The organism is Bacillus sp. FJAT-50079, from assembly GCF_018343515.1.
GTDB lineage: Bacteria > Bacillota > Bacilli > Bacillales > Bacillaceae_C > Lederbergia.
In genome coordinates, this window is sequence record NZ_JAGYPD010000008.1 from 90,614 (window position 1) to 113,675 (window position 23,062).

General features: G+C 37.9%; 22 protein-coding genes. 6 read left to right on the top strand and 16 right to left on the bottom strand.

The window, feature by feature from the left end:
- Position 1 precedes the first annotated feature (1 nt).
- The 5 genes from KHA95_RS20425 to groES form a co-directional block, all read right to left on the bottom strand.
- Positions 2 to 916 (bottom strand): osmoprotectant ABC transporter substrate-binding protein, encoded by a 915-nt coding sequence (locus KHA95_RS20425; protein ID WP_213139426.1) that lies wholly within the window; start codon positions 914 to 916, stop codon positions 2 to 4.
- A 14-nt stretch (positions 917 to 930) separates the two neighbouring features.
- Positions 931 to 1,584, bottom strand: coding sequence for an ABC transporter permease (locus KHA95_RS20430; RefSeq protein ID WP_213139427.1), 654 nt, complete (start codon positions 1,582 to 1,584; stop codon positions 931 to 933).
- A 17-nt stretch (positions 1,585 to 1,601) separates the two neighbouring features.
- Entirely contained in the window at positions 1,602 to 2,738 is a 1,137-nt protein-coding gene (locus KHA95_RS20435; RefSeq protein ID WP_213139428.1) for a betaine/proline/choline family ABC transporter ATP-binding protein, read from the bottom strand.
- Positions 2,739 to 3,034: 296 nt separating this feature from the next.
- Positions 3,035 to 4,663, bottom strand: coding sequence for a chaperonin GroEL (gene groL / locus KHA95_RS20440; protein WP_213139429.1), 1,629 nt, complete (start codon positions 4,661 to 4,663; stop codon positions 3,035 to 3,037).
- A 38-nt stretch (positions 4,664 to 4,701) separates the two neighbouring features.
- Positions 4,702 to 4,986, bottom strand: coding sequence for a co-chaperone GroES (groES, locus tag KHA95_RS20445; RefSeq protein WP_213139430.1), 285 nt, complete (start codon positions 4,984 to 4,986; stop codon positions 4,702 to 4,704).
- Between the two features lie 468 nt (positions 4,987 to 5,454).
- On the opposite strand from groES, the gene KHA95_RS20450 reads away from it, so the two are divergent.
- The 3 genes from KHA95_RS20450 to KHA95_RS20460 all read left to right on the top strand — a co-directional run bounded on the left by KHA95_RS20450 (position 5,455) and on the right by KHA95_RS20460 (position 7,203).
- Entirely contained in the window at positions 5,455 to 6,189 is a 735-nt protein-coding gene (locus KHA95_RS20450; protein WP_213139431.1) for a CPBP family intramembrane glutamic endopeptidase, read from the top strand.
- Positions 6,186 to 6,377: a YdiK family protein gene (locus KHA95_RS20455; RefSeq protein WP_213139432.1), complete on the top strand. Its 192-nt coding sequence runs from the start codon at positions 6,186 to 6,188 to the stop codon at positions 6,375 to 6,377. The genes KHA95_RS20450 and KHA95_RS20455 overlap by 4 nt, the downstream gene beginning before the upstream one ends.
- A 403-nt stretch (positions 6,378 to 6,780) precedes the next feature.
- A complete protein-coding gene (locus KHA95_RS20460; RefSeq protein ID WP_213139433.1) occupies positions 6,781 to 7,203 on the top strand; it encodes a hypothetical protein in 423 nt (140 codons plus the stop codon).
- A 233-nt stretch (positions 7,204 to 7,436) separates the two neighbouring features.
- Here the strand turns inward: KHA95_RS20460 and tatC are convergent, their stop codons facing one another.
- The 11 genes from tatC to KHA95_RS20515 all read right to left on the bottom strand — a co-directional run bounded on the left by tatC (position 7,437) and on the right by KHA95_RS20515 (position 19,695).
- Positions 7,437 to 8,189: a twin-arginine translocase subunit TatC gene (gene tatC / locus KHA95_RS20465; RefSeq protein ID WP_213139434.1), complete on the bottom strand. Its 753-nt coding sequence runs from the start codon at positions 8,187 to 8,189 to the stop codon at positions 7,437 to 7,439.
- 15 nt (positions 8,190 to 8,204) lie between these two features.
- Positions 8,205 to 8,381 (bottom strand): twin-arginine translocase TatA/TatE family subunit, encoded by a 177-nt coding sequence (locus tag KHA95_RS20470; RefSeq protein WP_213139435.1) that lies wholly within the window; start codon positions 8,379 to 8,381, stop codon positions 8,205 to 8,207.
- 64 nt (positions 8,382 to 8,445) lie between these two features.
- A complete protein-coding gene (locus KHA95_RS20475; protein WP_213139436.1) occupies positions 8,446 to 9,108 on the bottom strand; it encodes a redox-sensing transcriptional repressor Rex in 663 nt (220 codons plus the stop codon).
- A 12-nt stretch (positions 9,109 to 9,120) separates the two neighbouring features.
- Positions 9,121 to 9,621 (bottom strand): cyclic pyranopterin monophosphate synthase MoaC, encoded by a 501-nt coding sequence (gene moaC / locus KHA95_RS20480; protein WP_213139437.1) that lies wholly within the window; start codon positions 9,619 to 9,621, stop codon positions 9,121 to 9,123.
- A gap of 301 nt (positions 9,622 to 9,922) precedes the next feature.
- A complete protein-coding gene (locus KHA95_RS20485) occupies positions 9,923 to 11,350 on the bottom strand; it encodes a 6-phospho-beta-glucosidase (protein WP_213139438.1) in 1,428 nt (475 codons plus the stop codon).
- Between the two features lie 87 nt (positions 11,351 to 11,437).
- Entirely contained in the window at positions 11,438 to 13,369 is a 1,932-nt protein-coding gene (locus KHA95_RS20490) for a beta-glucoside-specific PTS transporter subunit IIABC (protein ID WP_213139439.1), read from the bottom strand.
- A gap of 113 nt (positions 13,370 to 13,482) precedes the next feature.
- Positions 13,483 to 14,325: a BglG family transcription antiterminator LicT gene (licT, locus tag KHA95_RS20495; protein ID WP_213139440.1), complete on the bottom strand. Its 843-nt coding sequence runs from the start codon at positions 14,323 to 14,325 to the stop codon at positions 13,483 to 13,485.
- Positions 14,326 to 14,881: 556 nt separating this feature from the next.
- Complete coding sequence (locus tag KHA95_RS20500) at positions 14,882 to 16,663, bottom strand: ABC transporter ATP-binding protein (protein ID WP_213139498.1); 1,782 nt, start codon at positions 16,661 to 16,663, stop codon at positions 14,882 to 14,884.
- Between the two features lie 28 nt (positions 16,664 to 16,691).
- Complete coding sequence (locus KHA95_RS20505) at positions 16,692 to 18,434, bottom strand: ABC transporter ATP-binding protein (protein ID WP_213139441.1); 1,743 nt, start codon at positions 18,432 to 18,434, stop codon at positions 16,692 to 16,694.
- Between the two features lie 11 nt (positions 18,435 to 18,445).
- Positions 18,446 to 18,907 (bottom strand): PadR family transcriptional regulator, encoded by a 462-nt coding sequence (locus KHA95_RS20510; protein WP_213139442.1) that lies wholly within the window; start codon positions 18,905 to 18,907, stop codon positions 18,446 to 18,448.
- Positions 18,908 to 19,062: 155 nt separating this feature from the next.
- On the bottom strand, positions 19,063 to 19,695 hold the full coding sequence (locus KHA95_RS20515) for an FMN-dependent NADH-azoreductase (protein ID WP_213139443.1): 633 nt from the start codon (positions 19,693 to 19,695) through the stop codon (positions 19,063 to 19,065).
- A gap of 551 nt (positions 19,696 to 20,246) precedes the next feature.
- On the opposite strand from KHA95_RS20515, the gene KHA95_RS20520 reads away from it, so the two are divergent.
- The 3 genes from KHA95_RS20520 to KHA95_RS20530 all read left to right on the top strand — a co-directional run bounded on the left by KHA95_RS20520 (position 20,247) and on the right by KHA95_RS20530 (position 22,921).
- A complete protein-coding gene (locus tag KHA95_RS20520) occupies positions 20,247 to 20,906 on the top strand; it encodes a response regulator transcription factor (RefSeq protein ID WP_213139444.1) in 660 nt (219 codons plus the stop codon).
- Complete coding sequence (locus tag KHA95_RS20525) at positions 20,903 to 22,306, top strand: sensor histidine kinase (protein WP_213139445.1); 1,404 nt, start codon at positions 20,903 to 20,905, stop codon at positions 22,304 to 22,306. The genes KHA95_RS20520 and KHA95_RS20525 overlap by 4 nt, the downstream gene beginning before the upstream one ends.
- A 78-nt stretch (positions 22,307 to 22,384) precedes the next feature.
- On the top strand, positions 22,385 to 22,921 hold the full coding sequence (locus tag KHA95_RS20530; protein WP_213139446.1) for a hypothetical protein: 537 nt from the start codon (positions 22,385 to 22,387) through the stop codon (positions 22,919 to 22,921).
- Positions 22,922 to 23,062: the final 141 nt, after the last annotated feature.

Genomic DNA, 23,062 nt, shown 5'->3' on the forward strand with positions numbered 1-23,062 from the left:
CCTATTCAAAATAATTGGCTGCTTCTAGAAATTCTTTCGCAATAATCGAAGGTTCTTTCATCATACCGTCTGCTTCATAATTTAACGCCCGCATCGTTTCTGTATCGATTTTCCCAGATAATTTCTGCAAAATATCTCGCAGCTCTGGATACTTTTCTAATACATCGTTTCGTGCAACAAGTGATGAATCATAGGGCGGGAAGAAATGTTTATCATCCTCTAATACATGCAAATCAAAGGATTTAATTCGTCCGTCGGTTGTATAAGCAAGAACGACATCCATTTTCCCACTGGCTGCTGCTTGGTACACCAAACCAATTTGCATTGGAAATGTGTCACCAAATTGGAATCCATATTCCTCAATAAAGCCTTCATATCCGTCACCTTTTCGTTTTAACCACGAGTTATCGACACCGAACTTTAAGTTACTAGCAAGCGGCTCCAAATCGGAAACCTTTTGAAGATTTTCCTTTTCCGCTACCTCTTTTCTGACGGTAAAAGCATAGGAATTCGCAAATCCATAAGAATCAAACCACGTTTGATCAAATCTTTCTGCAAACTCGCGTTGGACAATTTCAAGAGCTTCCTTCGGATCCTTGACTGGCTCCATTCCCAATGCTCCAGCCAAGTCGGTTCCTGTATATCTCGTCGCCGTAATATCGACGTCACCACTCATCATCGCTTTATGCTGAACAATTGATGAGCCTAAGTTACTTACCATTGTTACTGGTGTATCTGTATAATGTTCAATTAATTGTCTAACGATATGTCCGATAATCTGAGATTCAGATGTGTCAAGCGTCCCGATTCTTATCGTGTTTTTAGCAGGTCCACCAAGTCCAGGAAGAGAACAACCGCTTATGATCATCGCGCATACGACACCAAAAATCAGAAGTAATCGATTCATTTTAAGCATATGCATAGCTCCTCCTATTTTGCTTCCTTCAACTTTTTAATTCCTTTAGGTGTTGCCCAGCCTTCAATTTTCCCTAAAAGTAGATCGGTAAATAACGCAAGCATCGTGACTGGGATGGCTCCAGCAATGATATATTCTGGTTGGTATAAATTAAGGCCGCTGAAAATATAGTCTCCTAAGCCACCTGCTCCGATATAGGCGGCGAGTGTTGCCCAACCAATTAAATAGACAGTAGACAAACGTACTCCGGCCATTATTACGGGAATTGATAATGGTAATTCAATATTTATAATTCGTTCCCATCCAGTCATCCCCATTCCGCGGCCAGCTTCAAGCAAATCACGATTCACTCCATTTACCCCGATATACGTGTTCCTCAAAATAGGCAAGACTGAATAGAAAAACAGCGCAATAATTGCCGGTATTTTCCCTACCCCAAAGATGGGAATAAAAAAGGCCAAAATCGCAAAGCTCGGAAATGTTTGAACGACACTTAAAATCCCCATTACAATCCCTGCCAATTTGGGCACTCGTGTTAGAGCGACTCCAAGTGGAACCGCGACAATGATTCCTAGCAATGCGGCGATCAATGAAATCCAAATATGCTCCCACGTTTTAAATAATAATTCCGAACCATTACTACTTAAAAATTCAAAAATACTTTCCACCTCATTTCCCTCCAGTCTTACTGTAATGAAGGCTCATCTTCACTCCAAATCGAGTCGTATACAATATCCACAAGGCTTGCCCTTGTAATAATCCCGATTAAACGTTTATTTTGATCAATAACAGGAATATACTTCATTCCTCTTTTTAAAATTTTTCGAATCGCATCCCGAACAAGCGTCCCTTCTGTTACTGTGAACATCTCTGTTTCAAATGCATCAGCAACTAAGCTTGTTTTCTTCCGCTTCTGATCAATCATTTCAACATCAATAAATCCTTCCAGAACATGGTCCTCATCCACAACGAGCAAAGTATCAACTCTCGTTTGCTTCATTAATTGGATCGCTTCCGAAAGTGATCGGTCTTTCGTAATTGAAATCGCATTTGGATTCATGACTTGCTCAACCGTTTGTATGTTTGGTCTAGCTTGGACAAGTCGATCTTTTCCGATAAACTCCTCAACAAAATCATTTGCTGGATTGCGTAAAATTTCATCCGGTGTATCACACTGTACTAACTCGCCGTCACGTAAAATAACAATTCGGTCTGCTAGCTTCAGGGCTTCATCCATGTCATGAGAAACGAAGACAATCGTTTTTCCCAGCCTTTGTTGAAGCTTTTTAAATTCTTCCTGTAAAGAATCACGTGTAATTGGATCGAGTGCACTAAATGGCTCGTCCATTAAAATAAGCGGTTGATCTGCAGCCAATGCACGTAAAATACCAATACGCTGTTGCTGTCCCCCACTTAATTCATGTGGATATCGATCTAAATATTCAGGTGTAAGATCAACAAGTCCGATCAATTCCTTCGCTCGCTCAATGCGTTTTTCTTCCGGCCATTTTAATAATTTAAGAACGAGTCCAATGTTTTCTTGAATCGTCATATGTGGAAATAAGCCGATTTGTTGAATGACATAGCCAATTTCTCTACGAAGCTGAACAGGATCTTTATCTAAAATATTTTCTCCGTTAATATAGATGTTACCTGATGAAGGTTCAATTAAACGGTTAATCATTTTCATCGTCGTTGTTTTTCCACAACCACTCGGTCCAATAAAGCATATAAATTCTCCCTTTTTAAAGTGCAGGGATAAATCTTTGACCGCCGTTTTTCCTCCTTTATACACTTTCGATACATTTTCAAATCTTAGCAATGATAAAGCACCTCCATTAATTATTTACGTTTATATTCAGAGACAATTATACTTCTATACCCAATTTGGAGAATTTCAAATGCATTTTTCGAGGATGTATGTGTATTCTTTTCTTGCTTATTATTTTGCGGATTTTTTGTCATTAAGATACATTCGTTTATTTTATGAAACGGTGAGGTATTCCATAAAAAAAGTCTCTCATCGAATTCATTGAATTGACGAGAGACCTTCGTTATTAGAGTCGATACGGATTGCTGACCGTTTACTCTAACACTTCATTTAATAATGTTTTTTAATTACATCATTCCTGGCATGCCCATGCCACCCATGTCAGGCATACCACCACCAGCATTTTCTTCTGGTTTGTCAGCTACTACTGCTTCTGTTGTTAGAAGCATTGCTGCAACCGATGCTGCGTTTTGAAGTGCATAACGTGTTACTTTTGTTGGGTCAACAATACCAGCGTCAATCATGTTTACCCATGCGCCGCTAGCTGCGTCAAAACCAACACCAATTTCTTCGCCTTTCAAGCGCTCAACAACAACCGAACCTTCAAGACCCGCATTGTGTGCGATTTGACGTACAGGCTCTTCAAGTGAACGAAGAACGATTTTAATTCCTGTTGCAACATCGCCTTCTGCTTCTAGAGCTGCAACTTTATTGTATACGTTGACAAGTGCTGTTCCGCCTCCGGATACAATTCCTTCCTCTACTGCTGCACGAGTTGCGTTTAATGCGTCTTCGATACGAAGTTTACGCTCTTTCAATTCTGTTTCCGTCGCTGCTCCAACATTGATAACAGCTACGCCACCAGCAAGTTTCGCCAAGCGCTCTTGTAGTTTTTCTTGATCAAACTCAGAAGTTGTTTCTTCCATTTGAACGCGAATTTGGTTTACGCGTGCTTCGATGTTCGCAGAATCTCCAGCACCTTCAACAATTGTCGTGTTTTCTTTTGTTACAACTACTTTTGCCGCACGGCCAAGAGAATCAATCGTTGCTGATTTCAGATCAAGTCCAAGCTCTTCAGTGATCACTTCACCACCTGTGAGGATCGCAATGTCTTCAAGCATTGCTTTACGACGGTCACCGAATCCTGGTGCTTTAACTGCAACAGCATTAAATGTACCACGTAATTTATTTACAACAAGTGTTGACAATGCTTCACCTTCAACATCTTCAGCAATTAACAATAGTGGTTTACCTTGTTGAACAACTTGCTCAAGAACTGGTAGAACTTCTTGGATGTTTGAGATTTTCTTATCTGTAATTAAAATGTATGGATTTTCAAGAACAGCTTCCATTTTGTCTGTATCAGTTACCATGTAAGCTGATGTGTATCCACGATCAAATTGCATTCCTTCTACAACATCAAGATCTGTTGTGAAACCTTTTGACTCCTCAATCGTGATTACTCCGTCGTTACCAACGCGCTCCATTGCTTCTGCAATTAATGCACCCACTTCTTCATCACCTGAAGAAATAGAAGCAACTTGTGCAATTGATTCTTTATCTTCAATTTGTTTAGAAATTGCTTGTAGCTCTTCAACTGCCGTTGCAACAGCTTTTTCAATTCCTTTACGAACGCCAACCGGATTTGCTCCAGCAGTAACGTTTTTCAAGCCTTCACGAATCATCGCTTGAGCAAGAACGGTTGCTGTTGTTGTACCGTCACCAGCAACATCATTTGTTTTGCTTGCAACTTCAGATACGAGCTTTGCCCCCATGTTTTCAAACGGATCGTCAAGCTCGATCTCCTTTGCAATCGTTACACCGTCATTCGTAATCAATGGAGAACCAAATTTCTTCTCTAGAACGACGTTGCGTCCTTTCGGTCCTAACGTTACTTTTACCGCATCAGCCAACTGATCTACTCCGTTTAGTAGTGAGCGGCGTGCATCTTCTGAGAATTTAATGTCTTTTGCCATGAAAAAAAGCCCTCCCTGTCATGAATAAAATAATATAATTAACCGATGATAGCTAATATGTCAGATTCGCGTAGAATTAAATATTCCGTACCTTGGTATTTCACTTCTGTCCCAGCATATTTAGAGAAAATGATATTATCTCCTTCTGATACCTCCAGAGCAACACGCTCACCGTTCTCTAAAACGCGACCTGTACCAACAGCTACAACCTTACCTTCCTGTGGTTTTTCCTTTGCTGAATCAGGAAGCACAATACCGCTTGCTGTTTTTTCTTCTGATTCAACAAGCTCAATAATGATGCGATCACCCAATGGTTTTAACAAGTGAAACAACCTCCTTAAATGTATGTAAATATTTCCTATTAGCACTCATGCTCATCGAGTGCTAACACAATTATTATCATAATAAATCCATGATTATTTTGCAAGTCAACCGCTTCATTTTTTACAAATTTCTTTTCGTCATTTTTTTCAGACAGAGCAAATAAGGAACGAAATGCCATGTTTAAGTTTAATACAATGGCACTGAAAAGCCCTCTTCCATGTAAGCGTTCTATGCGGTTGATTTCGATTCTAAAATAGAACGGAAATCAACGGTGTTTACTTTCCGCAGTTTATGCATGTTAATAAGTGCCTCCAGAAACGATCAAATGATTTCGATATAAAGAAGAAAAAAACTTAATATTCATCAAAATATGGGAAACTTAAAAGGTCATACAGTTGAATGCTTTCGTGTTCAATAGTAAAATGAACGATAGCTTGTTTTATTTTGCGGAAAGGGATATATCATCCATGAAAAAAAAATACATATACATTTTGATTACCTTTATTATTATACAGCTTTCGGGATTATTCGGATCGCCGCTCGTCTTTTTCATTGGATCATCATTTTTCGATGTTGAACCGACATATATGAAGTTTCTTGCTGCTGGTATTTGGATTGTGTTCAGTTTCGCGCTTGGCCTTATCATCATTCTACTTCTTCTCAGAAAGGCAGTCCCGTTTACAAAAGTGGAAAAAGCCGAGCCAATGCCGATTGGGCGTTCTATTACATGGGCGATTGGCGGTGTGTTTCTCGCCTTTCTTTCACAAATCATTGCGGTACTTATCGAAAGGGCGCTCGGCATTAATCCCGTTTCTGAAAACACACAATTAATTATGAAAATGATTACTCTCGTCCCGATGGTCGTTATTGCTAGCTCTTTACTAGGTCCCATTCTTGAAGAAATTGTCTTTCGTAAAGTCATTTTCGGAACACTTTACAATCGATTTCCTTTTTGGGTGTCCGCTCTGATTAGTGCCATTGTTTTCTCCCTGGCTCACCAGGAACCAGAGCATCTACTTTTATACGCAGCGATGGGCTTTACTTTTTCATATTTATATGTAAAAACGAAACGAATCATCGTGCCGATTATTTCCCATATGGCGATGAATACCCTCGTTACGGTCGTACAAATCAATGAATTGAAAAAACAAGCAAGTTTACTAGATACGCTATTCGGATGGATAGGAGGGGGATTCTTATGAGATCGCCATTAGCTTCTGGAATATTATATATCTTTTTAGGCATTGTCTTTACCTATTTAGCTATTCAACAAGTCATCGTTAAAGATTGGAACTTTATTGCCTATTTACTTATTATTATTGCAACATTTGATTTAGGTGCAGGGTTTCGATTGCTCTTTCTTCATTTCAAACGGAAGGATAAGAAATAAGGAAGAATCCTTGATTTACGATCTCTTTCCGCGGGGCGAGTGTCAAGCCTCAGGTCGACAGGATGTTGGTCACGAACTGTTGCCACACGATGTGGCGACTTTAGTTTCTTAAAATACGTTCCTGTGGGGTCTTGTCTAGCCCACATCTCCCGCAGGACATTGATTGAATATACTTCTCCGAATTTGCCTTCCGCTCCAATCAACGGAATCCGCTTAAAATCTATAATGAAGAGGTTCATCAGTTTTTTCCCCTGTCATCTTGATATTTCATGGCAAGACTGTGATCATTTAGAATAAACAATACTCTAGCTTTCCTAATCAACTGAATCAACAATCCTCCTACTTTAATAAACGAACGTAGTAGTGTTGTTTAATTAGAAGTATTACAAGGGAATTGTATTATTTGAAAAGATTATTCTTGATTTTAGTGATTAGTAGCATCCTATCAGCGTGTGATTTGGGTAATAATGAAATATCTTTTTCAGAAGTTAATTTAGTAGAGGTAAATGGTGATGTAAAAGAATTTATTAACCATATACAAACTTTTGAAGAGGGTACTGGAAATGGTATTTATATATTTAATGACTCTGAAAAGCGACGCTATTTGTATCTAAGCCAGGAATTTTTAGATAACGAAAGTGGTTTTGGAAATATGGATATTAAGACGGAAGAAAATTCTTTTAACATCTACTTAAACAATAATTCTAATAGCAAGGAAGAAATTAACGGTTATAAATTATATGAAATCAATCTAGATAAAGTATATGAATATATAAAAGTTTTTAAATATGGTGAGGAAACCTACTTCCAAACGGTAGGATTGTAGATGATTTTTAAGAACTTTATTAAGCGAACGGGTAGCCATAGTAAGACAATAAAATTTGACCACACATTTTAGAAATGTGTGGTCAAATTTATTATCATTGTCTCACTTAAATATAAATGATCGTGGGTTGTGTTAAAGGTTTTAACAAATTTTTCAAACACAGTTGATTGGAGCGCAAATCAACACCTAGGTTAAGGACTTTGTCAAAGCCCTTCGGTAATGGACTTACTTTTTTATGCCTGTTCATTTTGATCATTTTCAACAACGGCAGCTTGTGCTTTTTTATATCCGATTCTGCAAATCCAGATACTAATTTCATATAAAATAAAGAGCGGGACGGTCACCATTAAATGTGAGACAATGTCCGGTGGTGTAATAAACGCCGCAATCACAAATAAAACAAAATAAGCATATTTTCGTATCTTTGATAAAAATACTGGCGTAACAATTCCAAGTCGAGCTAAAAATAGCAATACGACCGGCAATTGAAATAGAACTCCAAACGGAAGCGTAATTTGGAATAAAAATTGAAAATATTCATTGATCCCAATCGTCGTTTGAATATCCATATTTCCCGAAAGCTTTAACATAAAATTAATAACAAAAGGAAACAAAATAAAATAAGAAAAAGCAATTCCCAATAAAAATAAGAAAACGGAAAATGGAATATACGACAATGTAATCCGTCTTTCCTTCTCCAATAACCCCGGGCTAATAAATGCCCATAATTGATATAATATTAACGGTGATGTCATAATTAACGCGAGAAGGATGGTCATCTGCACGTATACTTTTATGGAATCTGTCACACGAAACGCATGCATCGTCAACTGTTGCGCCTCTTCCGCATGTTGAATGATTTTAATTAATGGCTGTGCAATGAAAAAACCTGCAACTACCGCAAACATGAAGAAAACGACTACAATAAACAGCCGTTTTCTTAATTCTTCTATATGGTCATAAATCGTCATATCGTTCTGACTCATCGTTTGTTCATCCTATCATTGGTCGGCGTTTTCCTTCTTATCTTTCTCGTCATCGCTAGCAAGTCCCTTTGTTGCATTTTTGAACTCACGCAATGTATCTCCGGCTGCTTTTCCAAGCTCTGGCAATTTCTTCGGTCCAAAGATCAATAAAGCTACAAGTGCAATCAAGATCCAACTACCTGGTCCTGGCATGTCCGCCCACCTCCTTATACGTATATTTTAACGGATTCATTTTCATTTGGCTATTCTGATCCGCTTAATCCTGTGAATTTTCCGTGTCAGGGCTATCATAATTTTTTAAGAAATAAATGAGCGACTGCAATTCAACCGCTAAGTCAATATGATGGACACGAACAGATGGTGGAACCGTAAGGCGCGCAGGTGTGAAATTCAAAATCCCTTTCACATCTGTTTTTTCTAAACGGTCCGTAATTTGCTGTGCTACTCCTGCTGGGACCGTCAAAATAACCGCAGTCACTTCTTCTGCAAGAAGCCGCTCTTCAAGCTCGTCCATATGATAAATCGGAACATCGCTCATATGCTGACCAACTTTGTCCGGATCAACTTCGAACGCCATCGCAATTTTTGTATTATTATTTTTCAAGAAATTATAATTTAAAAACGCCGTTCCTAAATTACCGACACCTATGAGGGCAACCTTCGTTAATTCATCTTGATCCAATGTTTTACTAAAAAAAGATAGGAGATAATTTACATTATACCCATATCCCTTTTTTCCAAGCGCACCAAAATACGAAAAATCTCTGCGAATTGTTGCAGAATCAACTTTAACCGCTTCACTTAACTCAGCTGAAGAGACACGCTGCTTTCCAGAAGCATGGAGATTTTTAATAAATCGATAATATAACGGCAGCCGTTTCGCTGTCGCTTGTGGTATTTTCATTGTTTCTTCGTTCATTCTTTATCCTCCTTAACCCTTCAAATTTCCCCGAGAAAAATCTTTACTAGACGTACCGCCTGTTTTTTCAAGAAGATATGTAGGTCCAATGATCATTGCTTTGTCAACCGCTTTACACATGTCATATACGGTAAGAGCCGCAACAGATACAGCCGTAAGAGCTTCCATTTCTACGCCCGTATTGCCAATCGTTTTCACCGAAGCCCTTATTTCAAGGATTTTCGACTCTCCCTTTCCGTCTTTCCAAGTGAATGTAATATCAATGCCTTTTAGCGGGATTGGGTGACACATTGGAATAATGTCCCACGTCTTCTTCGCCGCCATAATGCCTGCTACTTGTGCAACGGCGAGAACATCCCCTTTTTTTATTTGTTGTGAATGAATTCGTTCATAAATTTCCCGATTTACTTCTATATGAGATTGAGCCAAAGCGGTTCGAACCGTTTCCGGCTTGCCACTGACATCGACCATCTTTGCTCGACCTTCTTCGTTAAAATGCGTCAGTTTTTTCATTCAAAACACCTCTTTCCCATCATACACTATTTCGGCGGGGCTGTCTTTTTCCGAGAACGCATACAAATCATTCTAAAACATCTCGTCGGCTTACAAAAAAGGCACCGTTTTCGGTTTACACTTGAATAATTGCGTAACTTTCACATGGAATTGCGCGACTTTTGACGTAATTGCGTAACTTTTAGGCATAATTGCGTAACTTCGGAGTAGAATTGCGCATCCTCATAATATAAAAAAGGAAAGCAAGAATTTACATTAAAATCTTGCTTTCCTTAATTTATAGATTAAACTGCCTTACGGTCTAATCTAAATCTTCTCCATTCGTGAAAATAACCTTTTTATACCAATAAAAGCTTTTCTTTTTACTTCTTTTTAATGTTCCATTTCCTTTGTTATCCTGGTCAACATAAATAAATCCATAGCGCTTTTCCATCTCACCAGAGCCCGCACTTACAAGGTCAATCGGTGCCCATGTTGTATATCCGATAATATCGACGCCATCAAGCTCAATAGCGTCCTTCATTGCTTTGATATGTTCTCTTAAGTAGTCAATTCGATAATCGTCTTCGACATAACCATTTTCGTCGACTTCGTCCTTTGCACCTAAGCCATTTTCTACAATGAACAAAGGCTTCTCATAGCGATCATAAACATGGTTCAAAGTAATTCTCAACCCTAGCGGATCGATTGGCCATCCCCATTGGCTGTATTCTAAATAAGGGTTTTTAGCGGATGCAAATAAATTTCCTTCCGCGTTATCTTTTTCATCACCATCTGTTTTTACGCAGCGGCTATTGTAATAGGAAAGGGAAATAAAATCCACTGTATATTTTGCAAGGATCTCTTCATCGTCTTTTTCCATTATCGGCAATGTCCCATTACGTTCCATTTCCTTTAAGGCATAGTTCGGATATTTTCCCCTTGCTTGTACATCAACAAAGAAATAACTTTCCCTGTCCAGCTTTGTCGCTTCCCAAACATCGTTTGGATTGCAGCTATACGGATATACACTTCCTGCGGCAAACATACAGCCAACCAGACTATTTTCATCTATTTCATGGGCTAGTTTTGTTGCCTTGGCACTTGCAATCAGTTCATGGTGTGCGGCTTGATATTTAATTTTTCCCTCATTTTCGCCTTTTTCAAAGGAAAGTCCCGCCCCCATAAACGGTGCATGCAAAATCATATTAATCTCATTAAATGTCAACCAGTATTTAACCAAACCTTTATATCTTTTAAAAATCACTTCACATAGGTTTAAATAAAAATCAATCATTTTACGATTACGCCAGCCACCGTATTTTTTAATCAGGTGTATTGGACAATCAAAATGAGTAATCGTTACGAGTGGCTCTATATTATATTTATGGCACTCTTTAAATATATTTTCATAAAATTGAAGTCCCGCCTCATTCGGTTTATCTTCATCGCCCAATGGAAAAATTCGACTCCAAGCAATGCTCATTCGATAAACCTTAAAGCCCATTTCGGCAAATAATTGAATATCTTCCTTGAAATAATGGTACATATCAATGCCTTTTTTAGCCGGATAGTATTCATTTTCGTCAAAATCATACATTCTTTGCTTTCCTGTAATGACGAGGGACCGCCTCTCTCCAATTGGGCATACATCGACATTGGCGAGCCCCCTGCCGTCTTGATCATATCCGCCCTCACATTGATTGGCTGCGGTCGCCCCGCCCCATAAAAAATTAACATTCAGCGTCATAATTGATTCCTCCTGTATCGAACTCTTCCTTTTCAATGAATAAGAGCGACTTGAGAAATCGCTCTTACTGTAATGAAACAATTGGTTTTAGAAAATAACCGTCAGTAACTTTGTTCCCCTGTCAGCATGTCCCTTTTTATTTTCTGCAACCTCTAAATAATCAGCGGAATTCGTAATGACTACTGGAGTAACAATACTATATCCAGCTTGTTGGATTTCCTTTATATCGAAATCCAACAATTGTTGCCCTTGTTTAACCATATCCCCTTGTTTTACATGGGCTATAAACCCTTTCCCCTCTAATTGGACGGTATTTAATCCAACATGAATGAGAATCTCCACGCCATTTTCGGATTTAATCCCGATTGCATGTAAACTTGGGAATAACGCTGTTACTTCTCCATTAACAGGTGCTACAACAACCCCTTCAGAAGGTTTGATTGCAACGCCCTTTCCTAATACCCCCGATGCAAAGGCAGCATCTTCGATATCCTCTAAGCTAAGAACTTCCCCTTTAATTGGACATTCAATCATCTCTTTCGCCAAGCTCCGAGTCTTTTCTTCCTCGATAACTGCTACTGCTGCCTCATTGGCTCCCTCGTAAACAGCCGCTTCTTTCTTATTGTAAGCAACCATCGTCATGATAAAGGCCGCCAACATTGAAATAAAAATTCCAGCAACAGCGACAATTAAATTTCCCAGTGCTCCGTCTGGTTCGATCATTGCAGGCAATTCAAAAATACCCATTCCACCAACCATGAACTTTCTTAAATTAAAGAATCCATAAAATCCTCCACCGATTCCACCGGCGATACAGCTAATAATAAATGGTTTCTTTAATGGCAATAGAATGCCATAAATGGCCGGCTCCGTTACTCCAAAAATACTAGACAAGAAATTTGGCAAAGACATTTCCTTCATTTTCTTGTCTTTTGTTTTAATTAAAATGGCCAAGATAACTCCTGCTGTTGCAAAAGTACAAGCGAAGAAAGGCATCATTACATTATCGAAGCCCATTGTCATAATGTTATTAATATAGACTGGGATGAACCCCCAGTGCATACCGAAGATAACGAGAATTTGCCATGTAAACCCAACAATGATCCCAGCAAAAACGGGGCTAAAGTTTCTGACAGAAAATACAAATTCAGAAATAGCCGTTGAACCAAATGTTGCAAGCGGTCCAATCACGATAAACGCAACTGGTAACGCGATTAATAAAGTAAGCATTGGAACAAAGAAAAACTTAAGTAAATCTGGTACAAATTTATTGACTACTTTTTCACATTTCGCCGCAAAAAATACAGCTAAAATAACCGGAATGACCGTCCCTGTATAGTCAATGGAAATGATAGGAATGCCAAAGAAATCAATGTAAACAGGTGCTGCAAACATGGACCCTTGGAATAATGTGTAGATGGCATCATTACCTGAAGAAACAGCACTTGCCTGTATACCCGGGTAACACATAATCGCCCCTACAACTAAACCTAGCATCGGTTTTAGTCCGAACTTTTTAGCTGAAGTATAGCCTAAAAACAATGGTAGGAAGAAAAACAAGGCATCCCCGATCGCATTAATAACCATTGATCCACCGGAACTTCCGCTGTATAATCCCGTAGCAACAAATAGCGCATCCAACCCTTTCAACATACCGCATGCTGCCATAATCCCTAATATTGGCTGGAATATTCCCGATATAATATCAATGGCCTTGTTAAGTAGCTTTTCAGGTTTTTGCGTATCTTGTTGCGATGCATTTAGTTGTTCTATATCAATGAGCGCACTAATGTCATCATAAACTTGTGGAACGTGGTTCCCGATCACCACTTGGTATTGTCCGCCGCTTTTCATGACTGTGACAACACCGTCCAGCTTTTTTAAGATGTCATCATTGGCGATATTTTCATCCTTCAATTTAAATCGTAATCGAGTCACACAATGTGCTAGGCTGTTTATATTTTCCTTTCCGCCTATATTTTCAATAATTTCTCTTGCCAGTTTGTTATACTTTCCCATTTTCAAACCCTCCATTTTTTCCTTATTACATAATAGAAATCGTGAAGGTCTGGCCAACTTAATGTTACCATCCAGCTATTGGTTTAATGTTTGCAGTCATCACCCCCTTAAAGCTATCTTCTCGAATCTCGAACCACCTTTGCTACGTGAATCGTTAGATAAATAATTTCGTCAGATGTGATATCATATCCGTATTTCTGACGGACAAATGTTTGAACCTTCGAAATACATTCGAATTCTTTTTCATATTTTTCTTGAATGATCTCTAGTAAATCCTCATCGGTCCCATCACTGTATGTACGATCAGTAAACAGCCTTGTAGCAAAAAACCTTAAATGAGTAATGAAACGATAGGAGGACAGCGATTCTTCCATTATCTCAATACCAAAATGAATTCTGACAATCGTTAACACCTCTTGAATGAACTGTGTAATTCCTTGTACGACTGGCTGTTCTTTATCCAATTGTGCGTTAACGATATGAAAAGCAATAAAACCGGCTTCATCATCAGGTAAACGAATTTGCGTTTCCTTTTCTATGATGTCCAGTGCTTTTATTCCGATTTCAAATTCTTCTTTATAAAATCGTTTTATCTCCCATAAAAGTGCATTTTTTAAGTGAATTCCCTCCTTTATTCGCTGAATTGCGGTATGAAGATGATCGCTCAATGAAATATAAATTCCTTCATTTAGTTTTTTACCTAGCTTCCTTTGAGTATATTCGATAATCTCATCCGACAGCTTCATATGCTCAATCGGAATATTATTTAATAGCTCTTGTAATTTATTAGAAACATCTGGACTCGCGATGCGAAAAACTTTGTTTATCTTACTTTCGTCAATGACATCACCTTTTGATCTTTGATAACCGATTCCCTTCCCCATAACAATGATCTCTTCACCACCCTGATCTTCCGTAATAAGAACATTGTTATTTAGCAGCCTTTTAATGATCATTTATCTCAACCCCATTAAGGATATTTTTTATTATGAATGAATTGTATAATCCAATTCAGAAGGTTACATATCCTTCCAACACAACAAAAAAAAGCCCATTCATTATAATGAATAGAAGTACACACAGGTCCCTCTACACACTTAAATGAATAGGCTTAGCTTGTATTTAAACAATTACTACCCAATTCCACTTAATATAATAGCCTATATTTAAAATTCCGTCAACGCTTTCAAGATTAAGTTTACCTTTTTCTTCATTCAAGCATTTTCGGGCTGGAAATCATTGAATTGATTTCTTATTGCTTATTTCAGTACATTTATTTAAAAAGGTGAATGGTGAGACGTGGGTGTTGATTTCTGTTCGGGCTGGACGATTTCCGCGGGGCGTGTCTTGAGCCGCTTCAGGGACCAACAGGATGTTGGTCACGAAGCCGTTGCCACACGATGTGGCGATTTTAGGCTTCGATCCTATCATCGCTCCCGCAGGGTCTCAAGCTGCACGCACATCCCGCTGGAGTCGCCAGCCGCCACTCCAGTCAACTCAAATCAACTCAAATCATAGATTAAACTGACTTTCATACAGTTCATAATAAAAGCCTTTCTTTATTAACAACTCTTCGTGTGTGCCGGATTCTATCAGTTCTCCATGATGAATCACTAAAATTCGGTCGGCACTTTCAATTGTTTTTAAACGGTGAGCAATGACGAAGCTCGTTCGCCCCTTCATTAATTGATTAAGTCCCTGTTGGATTTCAATTTCTGTTTTCGTATCAATGCTTGAGGTCGCTTCATCTAAGATCAATATGTCTGAATCCGCTAAAATTGCCCGGGCAATGGCGAGTAATTGGCGCTGACCTTGACTTAAACTTGAACCTCCAGATACGATCTGCGTTTCATATCCAGCAGGTAAATGCTTAATGAATCCATGTGCGGAAGCCATTTTAGCCGCGGCAATGACTTCTTCATTTGTTGCATCTAGACGGCCGTAACGAATGTTTTCCAAAATCGTCCCGGAAAATAGAAACGTATCTTGCAGCACAATCCCGATTTTTTCACGCAACTGATTAATTTTATAATCCTTTATATTGCGCCCATCAATGCGAATTTCCCCGGATTGGATATCATAAAATCGCATCAATAAATTAATGATTGTTGTTTTTCCAGAACCGGTCGGACCGACTAAAGCAATTTTCTCACCGACTTTTGCATGGAAGCTAATATTTTTCAATACTTGCTTGTCATCCTCATATGAAAAGTTCACATTGGAAAATTCGACATCTCCATGAAAAGAATCAACTTGAATCGCATTCTGTTGATCCTGAAGATCTGACGTTTCATCCATGATTTCAAACACGCGCTCCGCTCCAGCAATGGCAGATTGAAACGTATTTAATAAATTGGATAACTGGTTAATCGGCCGGAAAAATTGCCGTGAATACGTGACGAATGCTGCAATAATCCCAACGGTTGCCATCCCTTGTACCGTCATCAAAGCCCCTACTCCGATAATGAATGTAAGACCGAGATTGTTCATGAAGTTATTGATTGGGCCAAGAAATCCCGATACGGTATCAGCGGCAGTTGCCGAATGGCGGAGTCTTTCATTCACAACATCAAATTTCGTAAACATCTTTTCCTCTTGACTAAAAAGGGAAATGACCTCGTTGCCTGAAATCGATTCTTCGATAAAACCGTTTAACTCACCCAAATCACGCTGTCTTTTAATAAAATTGCTACTGCTATACGTAATGATCTTTTTTGTTGTAAACACAACTAATGGAATAACTAATAAGGATACGATCGCAAGTCGCCAATTCAATACGAACATCGCAATCGCCACACCCGACACCATTAATATCGAAGAAATGATTTGAATGACACTTTGACTAAGTGCATCATTTAAACTTTCAATATCATTCGTCACCCGACTCATTAAATCACCATGGATGCGTTTATCAAAAAATCGCAATGATAATGTTTGAAACTTATCAAATAAATCTTGTCGCAATTTGCGAATCGTTTGTAATGAAACGCGCACCATTAAAAATTGCTGCAACCATGTAAAGATAGAAGTAAGTATGTAGACAGCAGCTAATAAACATAAAAATCGAATCGTTCCATTTACATCCTTCGGAATAATATATTCATCGATAATCACGCCAATTAAATAAGGAGCGAGTAAGCCTAATAAAGTAGATAAAATGACGAAAAGGATGGCGCTAATGATTGCTACTTTTTGCTTTCTCATATATGCCCAGATTCGCTTCAATGTCCCTTTCTTATCCTTAGCTTTTACAACTGGACCACCAAATCCCCTTGGTCCGCGTGCACGACTCATTACATTGGGGGCTGATTGTACGGAAGCTTTACTCATAGGAAAGAACCCTCCTTCCGACTTGTGTTTCATAGATTTCACGATACACATCACTTTTTATTAATAATTCCTCATGTGAGCCGAGCGCTTCAATCATTCCATCATTCATGACGAGTATTTGGTCGGCAGCAATGATCGAGGACACTTTCGCGGAAATAATAAATTTCGTTGTACGTGGATAACGCTCTTTTAACTTTTGTTGGACCGAAGCTTCTGATAAGGCATCAAGGGCAGAAGTCGAGTCATCCAATACTAAAATGTTTGGCTGCCGGATAAAAGCACGTGCCATCGAAAGTCGCTGCTTTTGTCCACCGGATAAATTTGTTGCTCCTTGCATTAACACGTGAGTAAATTCGCCTTCCAGCTTTTCTATAAAATCAAGGGCAACAGCAGAAGATGCCGCTTCTTTCATCTCATCGACCTTCGCCATTTCTTTGCCAAATCGTAAATTGTCTTCAATCATTCCAGAAAACAGCATCGCTTTTTGCGGGACAAAACCTATGCTCTCTCTTAATCTTTTAAGAGAATAATCTTTACTATTGACGCCATCGATAAAAATGTCCCCTGTATCAGGGTCATAAAGGCGGGCAATCAATTTAACAAGCGTTGACTTTCCACTTCCAGTTGAGCCAATGATCCCGATCGTCTCTCCCGCTTTTGTTCGAAACGAAATGTTTTTCAATACATACTCGCCGTTTTTGCTATAACTAAAATTCACATTCCGAAACTCGACGTTTCCTCGTATTTCTAAACTTGGATCAGTTGTTTCAGATTCACGAATCTCAATTTCCGTATCTAACACTTGTACGATTCGATTAGCGGAAGTAAACGATCGGGTAATTTGCATTAATACATGACTACTAGTCATTAATCCATGCATAATGATCGTCAAATAATTAATAAAGGCTAATATGACGCCCACTTGAAGGGTCCCTTCATTTACCTTGATTGCCCCCATCCACATGCCAGCAACGACGCCAAGATTGACAATAAAAAGCATAATCGGCATTAATGTAAGAATGACTTGTTCGGCGGACATATTCCGCTTCGTTAATGTATCATTTACATCCCGAAATGTTTCTTTTTCATAGCCTTGGCGATTAAATGCTTTAATGACCCGAATGCCAGCAAACGTTTCTTGCAGTTTTGTATTTACACGGTCCATTGCTACTTGTACTTTGACGAACAGCTTCCCTGATTTACTAGAAAAATAGTAAATCAACACGAGTAAAATCGGAATCACGACGAATAAAACAGGAAACAATTCACGCGCTGTAAACCAAACGATCACAACGGCTCCAATAAACAGAAGCGGTCCTCGGACAAAAATGCGCAAAGTCATCATCAATGCTTGCTGAACAGCCGTCACATCATTTGTAACAATCGTAATTAATTTCCCAGCGCCAAATGAATCAATATTTCCACTCGAAAACTTCGCCGTTTTTTTAAAGACATCACGGCGTATATCCGCCGCAAAATTAACAGCTGCTTTCGTACTGTAAATCGTACAACCTACTCCACCGATTAAGCCGATAAAAGCAGTCAAAAGCATGAACAGTCCAAGTTTGATAACATAGGCATGATCATGATTTGCAATCCCCACATCAATCATATGCTGCATAATCGTTGGTTGAAGTAAATCCATCGCTACTTCCACACACATTAAAAGTGGACCTAAAATCGCGAAAATGGTGTATGGCTTTACATATTGAAAAAGTTTCTTTAGGGACTTCATTCCATTTCCCCCTATCGGTTTTCTTTCTGTAAACGCTTAATCGTTTCTTCCATAAAAGCAATCAGTTTGGCAGAGTTTTCCGGATTCCTTCTTACTTCCTTGATTGCCTTTTTAAGTTCAATATCCCATGCATCGATCACATTTTTTAGTTGAATCGCCTCTTCTGAGCTTTGCCAAACCCAACGTGCTTTCCATTCGCTCCAAAAATCACCCTCACTTTTTTTGCTGTACTCCTCTAACCGCCCTATTCCATTTTCTTTTATAAAATAAATCTTTTTATCTTCTTTTGACTCAAGAGCGATTAAATCGCGCTCAACCATTTCTTGAAGAGCCGGATAAACCGTACCAGCGCTTGCTGAATAAAAGCCTTCCGCGCGCTCTTCTAATTCCTTCATAATTCGATACCCATGCATCGACTCTTCCTTAAGTAAATGCAAAATCGCAATTTGCATAAACCCTCTCCGTCTTTTCACCGATATCTCCCCCTTAATCATATCGTTAATTTTAATCGATATATCGATTAAAAACAATAGGTATGATCGATTAAAATGGAATTCTCTTTTCCTTCCATACAAAAAAAGCATTTGTTCGTAAAAATAACGAACAAATGCTTTTTAATTTACAAATATTAAACCAATACGGCTGATAATTCTTTTGCTACTGCTTTTACTTTCTCTAAGCCTTCAGCAATGATTGCTTCTGCTTGATCTGGTGCTCCTGCATGACCTTCAATAATCACTTCGTCAATCAATTCCATACCGAAGACGCCACCAGCAACATTTTTAATGTAGTTCGCAGCCATTTCCATTGGTGCTGCTTCTGGAGTTGAATAAACGCCGCCACGTGCATTTAAAACAACAAATTTTTTGTCAGTCATTAATTGTACTGCTTGACCATTCTCGTCATATTTAAATGTGTAACCAGCTTGGTAAACATAATCGATAAATGTTTGTAATTTAGCTGGGATTGTTAAGTTCCATAATGGGAATGCAAAGACAACGATGTCTGCTGCTGTTAATGCATCCATTGCTTTTTGTTTTGCCGCTAAAATACGTTGTTCGATATCAGTCAATTCCTCGCCTGATTCTAATTTTCCGAAAGCATTGAATAAATCCTGGCCAAGATAAGGCATATCTTCCGCGAAAACGTCATACGTTGTTACGTTAACACCTTCGATATTCTCCATAAAAGTTTCATACATTTTACTTGAAACAGCTTCTGAAGCTGGACGATTATTTGCTTTTACTACTAAAACATTCATTTGTAAATCTCCTTTGTGATCGTTGTTGTATTTATCCTTAATTCATAATATGTGAATTAAAGTTAAAAGTCAACTACGAATCTATTTTTTTGTCGGATGTTTATTGAGTTTAAATTTGTAGAAAATATACTTACTAATGGAACATGTTTCGCTTTACAATACTTAGGATTAACGAAGTTTTACTAATAGCTTAATAGATAATCATCAAAAAATGAAATCTCAAAACTCAAAGCGTATAGAGTCATTGAAAAGCTAAGCTTAGGAGGCATATGTCTAAGTATTGCATTTTGCTGCATCATTAAGGCACATTTTGACATAACACAGATAGCCTCTAATGCGATTGGTCGATGATATAATGTAAAGTAAGTTCTCTAAAATTCAATAGGATATTAAGCTGACTTAATATGAAAGCGTCACCTGGAATGTAAATCAACGGCTTTTACCTCTCCCATTGTATTGTATTATTCGTTTTAACTTATATAGTTTTAAAAAGCGATTACACCTTATTTTACTTTTTTAATCGTTGAATACTTTTGAAAGCGGGGATCCAATTGGCAAAAATACTCATTGTCGAAGATGATCAAGCAATTAACAATTTAATCTTTATGAACTTAGATTTAGTGGGATATGAGTGTAAACAAGTATTTGATGGAAAGGAAGCCCTAAATATTTTAGACAATTGGCGACCTGATTTAATTTTACTCGACGTAATGATTCCATATATAGATGGGTTCTCACTTATGGAACAAAACAAGTTTAATAATATACCGGTAATTTTTGTCACCGCAAAGGATAACGTTTCCCATAGGGTAAAGGGGCTAAAATTAGGTGCCGATGATTACATCGTAAAACCGTTTGAATCTTTAGAGCTCCTAGCTAGAATAGAAGCCGTATTGCGTCGTTCAAAACCTGTTGAAAGAAAATATACTATTGGAAAAACGATGATTAATTTGGATGAACATGTGGTCACAGTCAATAAAAAAACGGTAAGCTTAACCAATCAGGAGTTTGAACTCTTAGAAGTACTAATTAACAATTGTAATCTAGCTTTATCACGTGAACAGCTTCTAGATTTAGCTTGGGGGCATGATTATTTCGGAGATACTCGTACAGTGGATGTTCACATTACAAAAATTCGAAAAAAATTGCAATTAGAAAATTATATAAAAACAATTTATAAGTTTGGTTATCGACTGGAGGTACAAAAATGAAATTTTGGCAGAAAATTTTCTTGAGTACCCTTGTCATTTTCATCACTTTATTTGATATTGCGGCTTTTGTGCTGGTATCTTCCTCTTATAATTATAATCTGCAAAGGGAAGAAGATAATAGCATCCGAGAACAAGCAGTTATTTTATCCTCCTTAGAGAATAGCATTACAAACGCTAATGAAATTTTTCCTGATACCTCTTATAGTAAGGAGCGACTCATCTCAATTATTAAGCCGCTTGCAAATTATTATGAAACTCAAAATGTTTACCTTGCGCTATATAATGGCAATACAAAAATTTTTTCTAATACTCCGAATTTCGATGATAATCTATTAAATATTCAAGCTAAAGAAAATATCAACATACATACAAGTAAAATAGAAGAAGAAAGATATTTATTTGTCGCTTCAAAATTTTCTTCCTATCCACATTTAACCTTTGTCTATGCTCGTGATATTAGCCAGTTAGATTCCTTTCTTTTTTCGATCAGTCGTGTATTTGTTATAGTGAGTGTGGTTGTGTGCATCATATTGGCATTATCAATCTTCCTACTTCTAAAACGATTAACAAGTCCGTTAACAAAATTAACTGTCATCACTAGTGAGATTGCAAGTGGAGCCTACCATAAAAGGGTCAATATAGACAGGAAAGATGAGCTTGGAGAGCTTGGGCACACTTTTAATATTATGGCTGACTCCGTTGAAGACAAGGTAAATCAACTAACAAAGGCTTCTGAAAGCAAGCAGCAATTTATTGATAATCTTACTCATGAAATGAAGACTCCCCTAACCTCTATTTTGGGATATTCTGAATATCTTCAAAAAGCGATGATAAACGAGGAACAGCGGATCATCGCAACTGGACACCTAAACGAAGCGGCAAAAAGATTACAAAGCTTGTCTACAAAACTATTAGATTTAACATACATACGCGGAAAAACGATTAACTTGCAAAAGGTTAATATTGAAGGGTTGTTTTCTTCTTTAGAAACGATCATGGCACCAATTTTAAAAAAGAGAAATATTAACTTAGAAACAATAACAAATATAAAGTGGTTGAGGGGTGACGAAGCATTATTGTTGTCTCTCCTTATCAATCTAGTGGAGAACTCCGCAAGGGCGTCTGCTGATAATGAAGTTATATTCGTCAAAGCATATTACAAAGAGTACCCTATTTTAGAAGTAATAGACAATGGCTACGGGTTAGATAAAAAAGAGATTGAAAAAATCACTGAACCATTTTACCGTGTGGACCAATCCCGTTCCCGTGATTTCGGAGGTGCTGGGTTAGGGTTAAGTATCGTTGCTCAAATAGCTGACTATCACGGTGCAAAATTAATTATTCAATCCCAGCAAGGAACAACGGTACGGATTATTTTTAACAACTCTATAACAACTTAATAGCAACTTGAAAACATTATCCTTGTATTCTATTTATTGTAAGGGATACGACATTTCAAATGAATGGAGGATGTTTTATTGAAAAAGAAAAAATATATGATCGGGGGAGTCATTACAGGGCTAGCTTTTAGCGGTGTTCTCGTATTTAATAGCTTAATCTTTCCTTCAGTACTGGCTGCAACCTCTAATGATTCTGGAATCAAAACAAAACCAGCAAGCACAATTGAACAAGATGTAGCCTCAAAAGAAATAACCGATTCATCCAATGAATTAAGCCAACTAGGTATTACAGAAGGAATACCTGAGAAAATAGCGTTAGGAATAGCAATCGATGCATTAAAAGATACAAAAGACGTTAGTAGTCTACCGTATGATATAAAACTTGCCGAGGACAACACACCAGTAGATCCCATCAAGTGGTTCGTCACTTTTTATGATGATAATGATGGCTATTCAGCTACCATTAACCCATATTCTGGAGAACTAATCACACTTGAACAATTTTCCGGGGTTAGACAAACTCTCTCTATCGATGTTGAGGAAGCTAAAGCTGAAAAAGCGAAGCTCCATGAGCTTTATCATAAAACCATTTATTCAATCTATGATAAAGAATAAAAATTTGTATCCCCTATACTGTTTCAAATAACAATAAAGTGTATTAATCATTACACGTAACTGCTATTTCCTTAATATATGCAGTTAACAATAAAAAAGTATTCTTGCCTGTAATTTAGCTAGGCAAGAATACTTTTTGCT

Excerpts from the sequence above, each read along its gene's own strand:
- KHA95_RS20500 (WP_213139498.1), bottom strand. The coding sequence starts at position 16,663 with ATGAGTCGTGCACGCGGACCAAGGGGATTTGGTGGTCCAGTTGTAAAA.
- KHA95_RS20525 (WP_213139445.1), top strand. The coding sequence starts at position 20,903 with ATGAAATTTTGGCAGAAAATTTTCTTGAGTACCCTTGTCATTTTCATC.
- KHA95_RS20475 (WP_213139436.1), bottom strand. The coding sequence starts at position 9,108 with ATGAACGAAGAAACAATGAAAATACCACAAGCGACAGCGAAACGGCTG.
- KHA95_RS20490 (WP_213139439.1), bottom strand. The coding sequence starts at position 13,369 with ATGGGAAAGTATAACAAACTGGCAAGAGAAATTATTGAAAATATAGGC.
- KHA95_RS20485 (WP_213139438.1), bottom strand. The coding sequence starts at position 11,350 with ATGACGCTGAATGTTAATTTTTTATGGGGCGGGGCGACCGCAGCCAAT.
- KHA95_RS20515 (WP_213139443.1), bottom strand. The coding sequence starts at position 19,695 with ATGAATGTTTTAGTAGTAAAAGCAAATAATCGTCCAGCTTCAGAAGCT.
- groL (WP_213139429.1), bottom strand. The coding sequence starts at position 4,663 with ATGGCAAAAGACATTAAATTCTCAGAAGATGCACGCCGCTCACTACTA.
- licT (WP_213139440.1), bottom strand. The coding sequence starts at position 14,325 with ATGATCATTAAAAGGCTGCTAAATAACAATGTTCTTATTACGGAAGAT.
- KHA95_RS20455 (WP_213139432.1), top strand. The coding sequence starts at position 6,186 with ATGAGATCGCCATTAGCTTCTGGAATATTATATATCTTTTTAGGCATT.
- KHA95_RS20425 (WP_213139426.1), bottom strand. The coding sequence starts at position 916 with ATGCTTAAAATGAATCGATTACTTCTGATTTTTGGTGTCGTATGCGCG.
- KHA95_RS20450 (WP_213139431.1), top strand. The coding sequence starts at position 5,455 with ATGAAAAAAAAATACATATACATTTTGATTACCTTTATTATTATACAG.
- KHA95_RS20470 (WP_213139435.1), bottom strand. The coding sequence starts at position 8,381 with ATGCCAGGACCAGGTAGTTGGATCTTGATTGCACTTGTAGCTTTATTG.
- KHA95_RS20505 (WP_213139441.1), bottom strand. The coding sequence starts at position 18,434 with ATGAAGTCCCTAAAGAAACTTTTTCAATATGTAAAGCCATACACCATT.
- moaC (WP_213139437.1), bottom strand. The coding sequence starts at position 9,621 with ATGAAAAAACTGACGCATTTTAACGAAGAAGGTCGAGCAAAGATGGTC.
- tatC (WP_213139434.1), bottom strand. The coding sequence starts at position 8,189 with ATGAGTCAGAACGATATGACGATTTATGACCATATAGAAGAATTAAGA.